Origin of the sequence: Meridianimarinicoccus marinus (genome assembly GCF_040689105.1) — a bacterium.
GTDB classification, from domain to species: domain Bacteria; phylum Pseudomonadota; class Alphaproteobacteria; order Rhodobacterales; family Rhodobacteraceae; genus Meridianimarinicoccus; species Meridianimarinicoccus marinus.
Map to the genome: position 1 here is coordinate 42,489 of NZ_JBFBVU010000005.1, position 11,373 is coordinate 53,861.

At 65.7% G+C, this 11,373-nt stretch carries 7 protein-coding genes; 2 read left to right on the forward strand and 5 right to left on the reverse strand.

Annotated elements, in window-relative coordinates; all coding sequences use genetic code 11:
- Positions 1–22: 22 nt before the first annotated feature.
- Positions 23–1,450: a PQQ-like beta-propeller repeat protein gene (locus tag AB0T83_RS05870; RefSeq protein WP_366192114.1), complete on the reverse strand. Its 1,428-nt coding sequence runs from the start codon at positions 1,448–1,450 to the stop codon at positions 23–25.
- A gap of 2 nt (positions 1,451–1,452) precedes the next feature.
- A complete protein-coding gene (locus AB0T83_RS05875; RefSeq protein ID WP_366192115.1) occupies positions 1,453–2,103 on the reverse strand; it encodes a hypothetical protein in 651 nt (216 codons plus the stop codon).
- A gap of 210 nt (positions 2,104–2,313) precedes the next feature.
- Between AB0T83_RS05875 and AB0T83_RS05880 the strand changes: the two genes are divergently transcribed.
- Together AB0T83_RS05880 and AB0T83_RS05885 are read left to right on the forward strand one after the other, a co-directional pair.
- Positions 2,314–3,441, forward strand: coding sequence for an efflux RND transporter periplasmic adaptor subunit (locus tag AB0T83_RS05880; RefSeq protein WP_366192116.1), 1,128 nt, complete (start codon positions 2,314–2,316; stop codon positions 3,439–3,441).
- Positions 3,438–7,046, forward strand: coding sequence for an efflux RND transporter permease subunit (locus tag AB0T83_RS05885; RefSeq protein ID WP_366192117.1), 3,609 nt, complete (start codon positions 3,438–3,440; stop codon positions 7,044–7,046). The genes AB0T83_RS05880 and AB0T83_RS05885 overlap by 4 nt, the downstream gene beginning before the upstream one ends.
- A gap of 65 nt (positions 7,047–7,111) precedes the next feature.
- Here AB0T83_RS05885 and AB0T83_RS05890 read toward each other — a convergent pair whose 3' ends face one another.
- The 3 genes from AB0T83_RS05890 to rarD all read right to left on the reverse strand — a co-directional run bounded on the left by AB0T83_RS05890 (position 7,112) and on the right by rarD (position 11,355).
- Entirely contained in the window at positions 7,112–8,965 is a 1,854-nt protein-coding gene (locus AB0T83_RS05890) for an ABCB family ABC transporter ATP-binding protein/permease (protein ID WP_366192118.1), read from the reverse strand.
- Positions 8,966–9,017: 52 nt separating this feature from the next.
- Positions 9,018–10,340: a LysM peptidoglycan-binding domain-containing protein gene (locus tag AB0T83_RS05895; RefSeq protein WP_366192119.1), complete on the reverse strand. Its 1,323-nt coding sequence runs from the start codon at positions 10,338–10,340 to the stop codon at positions 9,018–9,020.
- Positions 10,341–10,437: 97 nt separating this feature from the next.
- On the reverse strand, positions 10,438–11,355 hold the full coding sequence (gene rarD / locus AB0T83_RS05900; RefSeq protein WP_366192120.1) for an EamA family transporter RarD: 918 nt from the start codon (positions 11,353–11,355) through the stop codon (positions 10,438–10,440).
- Positions 11,356–11,373: the final 18 nt, after the last annotated feature.

Here is an 11,373-nt window from a genome sequence, read left to right on the forward strand (position 1 = left end):
GCAGCCTTACACCCTTCGCGCGTCAACGAAAAGCGTGTAGCTGCCCATCGGTGGTGACAACATAGAGCGTCCGGCCCGCAACAATCGGGTTGACCGCCGCCGGCGCGCCCAGATCCATGGTGCGCAGCAGTTGGCCCGAGGCCGGATCGACCTCGCGCAGCAGCCCGTCGCTGGAGACAACGATCAGCCGTCCGCCGGCCAGAACCGGGCCGTAATGTGCAAAGACCCCGCGCCGTTTCTTCACCTTATCCTTGGTGAACAGCGGCAGGCTGGCCGACCAGATCTTCTGGCCGTCGGCCGCGTTGATCCGGATCAGTTCGGCCTGATCGGACAGGAAGTAGATCGAATTGCCTTCGGGCCACACCGCACTGACCGCGCCGTCCTGTGCCGTCCAGATACGTTCGCCCGAGGCGGCATTCAGGGCCGCCAGACGGCCATTGTTGGTGCCGACGTACAGGCGATTGCCCACCACCACCGGGGACGCGCTGATGTCGCTGACGGCGGTATAAGCGCGCCCGGGACGCTGGCCCGATACGGTGGTGGACCACAGCCGCACGCCGCCCTGCCGCAACACCGAAATCACGTCATTGGAGCCGAACGGGAAGATCACCGACCGGCTGGTCACCGCCGGGGTCGCGCCGAAGTTCACGACCGAGCCGGATTCCTGCGCCAGCACCTGCCACAGCACCCGGCCATTCCTGATGTCGATGGCCCAGGCCTGGCTGTCGCGGGTGGTCAGATAGACGATGCCGCCCGACACCACGGGCGCGCCATTGGGGACCGAGCCCAACCGCTGCTCCCAGATCGGGGCGCCGCTGGTGGCATCAATGACTTGCAGCCGGCCGTAAGGGGAGTTCACGTAGAGCCGCCCGTCGGCATAGGTGACGCCACCGCCCGCAGCCTCGCCCGGACGCTCGCCCTCAGGCGTCAGGTCGCGCTGCCACAGCACCGCCCCGCTGGGCGCGGTGGCCTGCAATTGGGCAAAGGCGGTCAGGGTATAGATCCGGCCGCCGCCCACCACCGGATCGGCGGTCATGCGCGCACGGCGCGTGCTGGCCGAGCCGATCTTGGTGCTCCAGACCTGGGTCAGCGGCGATCCCAGCGCGGGCTGCGTGATCTGATGGGTGTTGGAACCATTGACCGTCGGCCAATCGGCATTGACCCGCGCACCGGGCAAGCCCGTGGCCCGGCTTTCGCCGGTCACCGTATAAGGAGCATTGGGGATGACCTTGGGCAGCGGCGCGGGTTCCTGCTGGTTGGCAAGGCTGCCGTCGCTAACGGCTTCCGCATAGGCGCTTTGCGCTTCATCCACCTCGCGAAGGTCGAAGCGGTCGCCGGGCAACAGTACTTCATCCGGACCACAGGCGGTCACCCCGGCCAGCACACCGGCCAGCAGGGCAAGCGAGCGCCCGCGCGGGCGCCTCGAAACACTCGTCTTGGTCCGAATCAAGATCACGAATCTCCGTCGGCGGGGCCCAGAACGATCAGGATCTGTTCGATCCGCTGCCGCTGGGCAAAGCCGGTGCCGGCATCATCGGAGACCTGTTGCAACAGATCGCGGGCAAGATCGATCTCGCCGCGTTCCATCTGCAGCAGGGCAATCTGTTCCTGCGCCAGCAGACGCAGCGGCGCGCCGGGGGCGGTCAGCGGTTCCAGCAGGGCAATCCGGTCGGCGGTCATCAGCGGATAGTCGGTCAGACCCGCCAGTTTCAGCGCCGCCAGATCGCGATAGATCTGCGGCTGGTCCGGCGTGTCAATCACCGACTTCAGGAAGGCCCCGGCCCGCTGCGCATCCACCTGCGCAGCTTCAGAGGCCGCCAGCAGCGCCACCAGCGACTTCGCGTCGCCCTCGGCATCGATGCTTTCCAGCGCGGTCAGCCGCGACAGGGCCGTGTCCCGCTCCAGCGCGCTGAAGATCGAGTCGCCCAAAGCCTCGGCAGCGGCCTGTTCGCGGGCCTTCTGCCATTCCAGGTAGCTGGCGCCGGCCACGATCAGCACCACGGCAAGGATCGGGATCCAGCCGTATTTGCGGGCCAATGCGAAAAGACGGTCGCGACGGACCTCTTCCGTGACCTCTTCGATAAAGCTGTCTGCCTGGCTCAATTTCCTGCCTCCACAAGCGGATGGATCGGGTTCTACGTGTCGTTGACCGCTTTGCCAAGGTCAAGGGGTCATGGCCGCACCTCTTTCCTTGGAAATCTGCGCGCTACATCCCTTGAAGACAGGGTTAACTCGCCCTAATCTAAACTGGTCGGTTCAGCAGTGATGCTGCGCCCTGATTGTCCTGTATATGAATCCCAAATAGGTTGTGCGATGAGGTTTCTTTCCATTCTGACGGCGATTGTGGTCGGCATTGCCCTGTATGCCATCGTGTTCGAACGGGACCGGGTTCTGGCGATTGCCGGAAAACCGCCGGCGGAAGAGCAAGCCTCGGGAACGCCCGAAGCGGCACCCGCAGCCCCGACCACCATTGCCGGTGACATGACGCAGGCCGAACTGGTCTCGGTGGTGGTTCTGGACAGTGTCGCGGATCTGGTCGAGACCTCGGTCGTTTTGCGCGGCCAGACCCAGGCCGACCGCGAGATCGAAGTGAAGTCGCAAATCAGCGGGCTGGTCATCTCGGAACCCCTGCAGAAAGGCGCCTTCGTCGAGGCGGGCACGGTGTTGTGCGAGATCGATCCCGGCACGCGGCCCGCGCAACTGGCCGAGGCCGAAGCCCGTCTGGCCGAAGCGCAGATCTCCAACACCGCCGCGTCGAAACTGGCGGAAGGCGGCTTTGCCTCCGAAACCCGCGCGGTTGGTGCCAAGGCGACCCTGCAATCCGCGCAGGCCGCCGTCGAAGCCGCCAAGACCGAGATCGACCGCCTGAAAATCACCGCGCCCTTCGCAGGTTTGCTGGAAAGCGACACCGCCGAGTTGGGCAGCCTGATGCAGGCCGGCGCCCATTGCGCGACCGTGATCCAGCTCAACCCGATCAAGATCGTGGCCTATCTGCCCGAAACCATGGTGGATGCGGTCAAGCTGGATGCCATGGCGCAGGCGCGTCTGTCCACGGGCCGCGAGGTCACCGGCCGTGTCACCTTCATCGCCCGCTCCGCCGATCCGCAGACCCGCACCTTCCGGGTCGAGGTCTCGGTGGAAAACGACGATCTGAGCATCCGCGACGGGCTGACCGCCAATATCGCCATTGCCGCGGACGGCGTGAAGGCGCATCTGATCCCGGCTTCGGCCCTGACCCTGAACGATCAGGGCACCATGGGCGTGCGCGTGGTCGGCGATGACGATGTGGTGCAATTCTACCCCGTGCGCATTGAGCGCGACACGCTGGACGGCGTCATCATCACCGGCGTGCCGGACACGGCGGCGATCATCACCGTGGGCCAGGAATATGTGACCGAAGGCGTCCGGGTGAAAATCGGCAAGCGCGGGAGCAACGCATGACCGGAATTGTCGACTGGGCCGCCGCCCGCGCCCGGATGGTGATGGCCTTCATCGTCCTGTCCCTCGCCGTGGGGGGCTTTGCCTATTCCAAACTGCCCAAGGAGGGCGAACCGGACATCGAGATTCCGGCCATTTTCGTGTCGGTGCCGTTCAGCGGCATTTCCGCCGAGGACAGCGAAAAACTGCTGGTCAAGACCATGGAGACCGAGCTGTCCGATCTGGACGGCCTGAAATCCATGACCGCGACCGCCTCGGAAGGCTATGCCGGGGTCGGGCTGGAGTTCGAATTCGGCTGGGACAAGTCCAAGACGCTGGCCGATGTGCGCGCCGCGATGAACACCGCCGAGGGCAAGTTCCCCGAAGGTGCGGACAAATATTCGATCAACGAGATCAACTTCTCGGAGTTCCCGATCATCATCGTCAGCCTGACCGGCAATGTGCCCGAGCGGCAGTTGCTGCACCTGTCCAAGGATCTTCAGGATCGCCTGGAAGGGCTGGAAGCCATTCTTGAGGCGCCGCTGGCCGGGCATCGCGACGAGATGCTGGAAGTCATCATCGATCCGGTGCGGTTGGAGGCCTACAACATCACCGCCGCCGATCTGGTCAACGCCGTGGTCAACAACAACCAGCTGATCGCGGCGGGCGAGCTGGAAATGGAAAGCGGTGCGTTCTCGGTCAAGATCCCCTCGTCCTTCGACGAGAGCCGCGACGTGTTCAACCTGCCGGTCAAGACCAACGGCGACCGGGTGGTGACGCTGAACGATGTGGCCGATATCCGCCTGACCTTCGAAGATCGCGCCGGCACCGCGCGCTTCAACGGCGAACAGACGGTGGCGTTGCAGGTGGTCAAGCGCAAGGGCTTCAACCTGATCGACACCGCCGAACTGGTCCGCGCCGAGGTTGCCGCCGAGGTCGAGACCTGGCCACCCGAATTGCAGAACGCCGTGTCGGTCACCACCTCGAACGACCAGTCCACCACGGTGGATTCCATGGTCAAGCAGTTGGAAGGCTCGGTCCTGACCGCCATCGCGCTGGTGATGATCGTGGTGCTGGCCTCTCTCGGCGCGCGTCCGGCGCTTTTGGTCGGTTTTGCCATTCCGACCTCGTTCCTGTTGTGTTTCGCACTGCTTGCGGTGATGGGGATATCGATCTCGAACATCGTCATGTTCGGCCTGATCCTGGCCGTGGGGATGCTGGTGGATGGCGCCATCGTGGTGGTGGAATACGCCGACCGGCGCATTTCCGAAGGCACCGGCCCGATGCACGCCTATGTGGAAGCCGCCAAGCGTATGTTCTGGCCGGTGGTGTCCTCGACCGCGACCACGCTGTGCGCCTTCCTGCCGATGCTGTTCTGGCCCGGCGTTCCGGGCGAGTTCATGGGCATGTTGCCGGTGACGCTGATCTTCGTGCTGTCGGCCTCGCTGGTGGTGGCGCTGGTCTACCTGCCGGTGATGGGCGGCGTGTCGGGACGTCTGGCGCGCTCCTATGGCCACATTTCGGACGGGCTACGCCGCTGGCCGCTGCTGCTGCGGATCGTGCTGGTGCCGGTGGGCCTGTACCTGGCCTTCATGGGCGCGATGCAGCTTCTGAACCCCGCCTATCTGCTGGGTGACGGGGCGCCGTCGGGGATCATGGGCGTGTTGCCCGGTCTGATCCTGTTTTCGGTGGGCACCTCATTCGCCTCCATCGCCATGGCCGCTGTCAAACCCTCGCGGACCGAGCGCAAGATCCGCGCTGGCTATCGCCGCACGCCGTTTGGCCGGTTCATCACCTTCATCGCGGGCAACCCGATCATGCCGGTGGTCACCATCGTCGGTGTCGGCTTCATCGTCATGTCGGTGTTTTCCTACTTCGGCGAGAACAACAACGGCGTCGAATTCTTCGTCGAGAGCGAACCCGAACAGGCCATCATCTATGTCAAGGCGCGGGGCAACCTGTCGCTCCGCGAGCGCGACGCGCTGGTCAACGAGGTCGAACAGGTGGTGCTGGCCACCGATGGTGTCGACAGCGCCTTTGCCTTTGCCGGCGACGGCGGGCTGAACCAGAACACCGGTGGCGGCGAAGCGCCCAATGACACCGTGGGCCAGGTCCAGATCGAGATCACCCCGTGGAACGACCGCCCCCGCGTCGCGGCGCAAGGCGGCTGGTTCAAGCAGCTGTTCCTGCGCGAAGAGGTCGATCCCCATTACGACGGCGACGCGGTGCTGGCACGACTGCAAGCCCAGCTGGACGAGATCCCCGGCATTCAGACCGAAGTTCTGGATCTGTCGCGCGGCCCGTCCTCGGGCAAGCCGGTGCATCTTCGGATCTCTGGCACCGATTGGGGCCCGATGGAGCAATCCATCGAAACCGTCCGCGCCAAGCTGCAATCGATGGAAGGCATCACCGCCATCGAGGACACGCTGCCCTTGCCCGGCATCGACTGGCAGATCGACGTGGACGTGGAAAAGGCCGGCCGTTTTGGCGCCGATGTGGCCATTGTCGGCACCATGGTGCAACTGGTCACACGCGGTGTGCTGCTGGACACCATGCGCGTCGACAGCTCGGACGAGGAAATCGACATCCGCGTGCGCCTGCCGGAACAAGACCGCGTGCTGTCCACGCTGGACACCCTGCGCGTACGCACCGGCGACGGGCTGGTGCCGCTGGCCAATTTCATCACCATCACCCCGGTCAAGAAACTGGCCGAAATCAACCGTGTCGACCAGAAGCGCTATTACGACATCAAGGCCGATGTGCTGCCGGGGCTGACCAATGACGCCGGCCAGCCGATCACCGCCAACGAACGCATCACGGTACTGACCGACTGGCTGCAGAACGACCGCCCCCTGCCCGCGGACGTGGATTGGCAATGGACCGGCGATCAGGAGGAGCAGGCCGAAAGCCAGGCCTTTCTGGGCAATGCCTTTGCCGGGGCGCTGGGGCTGATGTTCATCATCCTGCTGGCGCAGTTCAACAGCTTCTACAACTCGGTTCTGGTGCTGCTGGCGGTGATCCTGTCCACCACCGGGGTGCTGATCGGGATGCTGGTGATGAACCAGCCATTCTCGATCATCATGACCGGCACCGGGATCGTCGCGCTGGCCGGGATCGTGGTGAACAACAACATCGTCCTGATCGACACCTATCAGGAATACAGCCGCTACATGCCGCGGATCGAGGCGATCATCCGCACCGCCGAAACCCGCATCCGCCCGGTTCTGCTGACCACGCTGACCACCATGGCGGGCCTGACGCCGATGATGTTCGGGCTGTCGCTGGACTTCCTTGGCGGTGGCTCGACGCTCGACAGCCCGACGGCGCTGTGGTGGAAGCAGCTGGCCACAGCGGTGGTCTTCGGCCTTGGCGTCGCGACCATGCTGACGCTGGTGGTCACCCCGGCCCTGCTGGCGCTGCGGGTGTGGTTCTGGACCTATGTCAACGCCCTGTTCCGGATGCTGGCAAGGGTCACCGGCGGGCGCGGGTCGCGCGCTGCCGAGGACTGGATGCTGCGGCGCAAGGCCGCCAAGATGAAATCCTCGGAAATCGTCTGGGACGTGGCCGGGCGGGATCAGGCCACGCGGATCGAGCCGCACGGATCACCCCCCTTGCGCGCGGCGGAATAGACGGGAAAACGGGCGGCCTTGCGGGGCCGCCCTTTTTTCTGGTCGCGTCCGCCACGCGTGCAGTGTCAGGCCTCGTCCCGGCCCTGCCGCGCCTGGGCTTCCCACAGGGTGGCATAGCGGCCGCCCTGCGCCAGAAGGTCGGCATGGGTGCCCTGCTCTGCCACGGTGCCATCTTCCAGCACCACAATACGGTCGGCTTCGACAACCGTGGACAGGCGGTGCGCGATGGTGATGACCGTGCGGCCCTCGCCGATGGCGCGCAGGCTGTCCTGAATGTCGCGTTCGGTTGCGGTGTCCAGCGCGCTGGTGGCCTCGTCCAGCAGCACGATGGGCGGGTTTTTCAGCAGGGTGCGGGCGATGCCGACTCGCTGTTTCTCGCCGCCTGACAGCTTCAGACCGCGTTCACCGACCTGGGTGTCATAGCCGTCGGGCAGATCCGCGATGAAGGCGTGCAGATGTGCGGCGCGGGCAGCGGCATAGACCTCCTCCCGGGTGGCCTCGGGGCGGCCATAGGCGATGTTGTAGAACAGCGTGTCGTTGAACAGCACCGTGTCCTGCGGCACGATCCCGATGGTAGCGTGCAGGCTGTCCTGCGTGACGCTGCGCAGATCCTGCCCGTCGATGCGGATCGCCCCGCCGGACACGTCATAGAAGCGGAACAAAAGCCGCCCGATGGTGGATTTCCCCGCCCCCGAAGGTCCGACAATGGCCAGCGTTTCCCCCGGCTGAATACTGAAGCTGACGCCCTTCAGGATCGGCCGCTCCGGGTCATAGCCGAAAGCCACATTGTCGAAGCTGACCGCCCCTTCGGTCACCCTCAGCGCCCCCGCATCGGGCGCATCCGATATTTCGGCGGGCTGGTCCAGCAGGCCGAACAATTCTCCCATGTCCACAAGGCTTTGCCGGATTTCGCGGTACACCATGCCCAGCATGTTCAGCGGCATGGTGATCTGGATCATATAGGCGTTGACCATGACGAAATCGCCCACGGTCAGCGTGCCCTTCTGCACCCCCAGGGCCGCCATCACCATGACCGCGATCAGCCCGGCCGAGATGATCAGCGATTGCCCGAAGTTGAGGAAGGCCAGCGAATAGGAGGTGCGGATCGCCGCGTCCTCATAGCCCGCCATGGCGCTGTCATAACGCTCGGCCTCGCGATTCTCGGCGCCGAAATACTTGACGGTCTCGAAGTTCAGCAGGCTGTCGATGGCCTTCTGGTTGGCGTCGGTGTCCTGCCGGTTCATCTCGCGCCGGATCGTCACGCGCCATTCGGTGACCTTGAAGGTAAAGGCCACGTAAGCCACGATCGTGACCCCCACGACCACCAGGTACCAAACCGAGAACAGCGTCGCCAGAACGATGCCCACCAGCGCCAGTTCCAGCACCAGCGGGCCGATGGAAAACAGGATGAAGCGCAGCAGGAAGGAGACGCCCTTGACCCCGCGCTCCATGATCCGGCTGAGCCCGCCGGTCTTGCGGGTGATGTGATAGCGCAGCGACATGGCGTGGATGTGCTGGAAGGTCTGCAGCGCCACGGCGCGCAGGGCGCGCTGCCCAACGCGGGCAAAGACCGCGTCGCGCAACTGCTGGAACCCCACGGTCAGGATGCGCGCCACCCCGTAGGCCACGGTCAGCCCCACCGCTCCCAGTGCCAGCATCCGCGGCCCGTCGCCGCCATCGCCGGCCAGGGCATCCACGGCTTCCTTGTAGAAGAACGGCGTGCCGACGGCGACCAGCTTGGCCACGATCAGCGCGGTCAGCGCCAGCACCACGCGGATGCGGATCTCGGGCGCGTCCTTCGGCCAGAGGTACGGCGCCACGCGCGCGATCACCGCCGGATCGGTGGCCGTGGGCTCTCCGGCGGCGCTATCGGCCGATTTCGACAGGCCCGCGGGGCTGGAATATGCATCGGATCTCATGGGGGCTCCGCCAGTGACTACCCGCAAGACCTAGGGTCTCGGGCCGGGAATGTCACGGCTGGCCGGTAGGTTCTGGAAGATCGAACACCTGGCCAGGGTAGATCAGGTTGGGGTCGCGGATCTGGTCGCGATTGGCCTCGAACACCTGCACATAGCGGGTGCCCTCGCCATAGCGGTCCTGCGCGATGGCCCACAGCGTGGCGCCGGGCTGCACCGTCACGATCCGGGCGCCGGATCCATTCAGCGCCTGTTGCACGATGCCGGGGGTTTCACGGCGGAAGGGCACATCGGCCTGTCCCAGAACCGCCCCGGATGGATCGAGGCTTTCGACGCGCAAGTCGTAAAGCCCCGGCGCAACGTCGGAAATCACCAGCGACCAAAGCCCGTCTTCGGTGACGGTGCCGGTGCCGCGCAGGGTGCCGTTCAGCCGCACCCGCACCGGGCCGGAAGCGCCCGCGCGGCCCTTCAGCACCACAGTGTCGTCGGCACCATAGTCGATGGTGTCGATGCGTAGCGCCATCGCCGCATCAAGCCGAGGCACGTCCAGCGCCGCGATGCCTTCGCGGCTGGACAGCAACACGCGGGGGGCGGCTTTGGGGGGGACCGGAGCGATTTCGGTTGTGGCTTTCGGCGGAGTGTCCGTTTCGGCGGCGGTCGGAGTGTCCGCGACGAGAGACGCCTGTTCAGGTTGCGCTGCAGGGCTGGCGTCCGGCTGGGCGGCCCCGTTCACGGCCTGCTGCGCCACTTCCGGCACATGTCCAACCTCTGGCACCGCATCCCCGTTCGGCAAGGACGCCAGATCCGCCGGTTGGTCTATGCGGACACGCGGATCGGTCTGCCCCGTCTGCACCGACAGATCCTCTCCGGGCCGTTGCGCCAGCGTCCCGGCCAGAGTGGCGCTGGCGTCAAGGCTATGCTGCGCCGGGGCGATCAGAACCGTGTCCACCGAGGCCAGCATGTCGCCCTCGGCGGTTTCGGCCATCAGCCACATGATGCGCGGCTCATCGCCCGCCTCCAGCGCCACGAAGACCACGAAGCTGCCGCTGGCATCGGCGCGGGTTTCGGCCAGGGTTTGCCCGTCCAGCACCACCGCCACCCGCGCGTTGGGCCGGGCCTGTCCGGCCACCACCGTGATGCCATCAGGCTCGACCCGCACCAGATCGAAGCTCGGTTCGCCCTGCGATGGGGTTCTGGTGGGATCATCCGGCACCGCGTCCGCCCCCGATTGTGGCGGGATCGCGGCCACCTCCGTTTCGGGTGCCTCCAGCCGTGGGATCACGCCGCTGACCAGCAGCCCGCCCACGCCAAGCCCCACCGCCGCCGCCAGCCACAATGGCCAGCGGTGCCGGGTCTGCTCTGCGGGGCGGTGGTCCATGGGGCGGGGTCCTGTTGCGGTTGTCCAAGGTCAGGGCGAAATTTCGCCCTGTATCCTGTAGTTTACCACAGGTCACAACCGATGGCCGGAATTTCGCTCAGACCGGCGGGCGGCTATGCTGCCGAAACCGCAGACTGTCGAGGGAATAGAGCGTCAGACCGCTCCAGATCAGCGCGAAGGCAATCATGTGCCAGACCGTGAACGGCTCTCCGAAAATCAGCACCGCGATCAGGAACTGCAAGGTCGGGTTGAGGTATTGCACCAGCCCGACCGTCGGCAGCGACACCCGCCGCGCGGCATAGGAAAACAGCAACAAGGGAAGCCCGGTCAGCGGTCCCGACAGGATCAGCAGAAGCGAGACACCGAGATCAGTGCCGAAAACCCCGCCCGGCCGCCCGGTCAGCCCGGTCCAGCCCCACAGATGCACGCCGGCGAGCCAGAGCAGCGCGAAGGGCGCCAGCACCAGCACCTCGGCGGCGACCGAGGCCCCGGCCCCGCCCGGTACCATGCGTTTCAGGGCACCATACAGCGCAAAGGTCGTGGCCAGCATCAGCGCGATGCGCGGCACGATGCCCAGACCGGCGGTCAGGAGCGTCACCGCCAGTGCCGCCAGCGCCACCGCCACCCATTGCACCGGGCGCAGCCGGTCGCCGAACACCAGCCTCCCCAGGATCACCGTGACCAGCGGGAAAATGTAATAGCCCAGACTGGCCTGCAGCGCCTTGCCCACCTGCACCGAATAGATGAACCCCAGCCAGTTGCAGCCGATCAGCACCGAGGCCAGCACCGTCAGCAGGAACAGCGGCGGTGTCGCAAGGCAGGCCAGGATCTGCCGTGCCCGGCCCTGCAGCGCCAGCACCCCGACCAGTGCCACCAGCGACCACAGGGTGCGATGCGCCAGCACCTCCAGCGGCGGCACATCGGCCAGCAGCTTGTAGAACAGGCTGGACAGCCCCCAGATGGTGCTGGCCGCGATCATGGCCGCAAGGCCTTGCAATTGTGGCGAGCATGCCATTCTGGCGTCCTTGTCCGA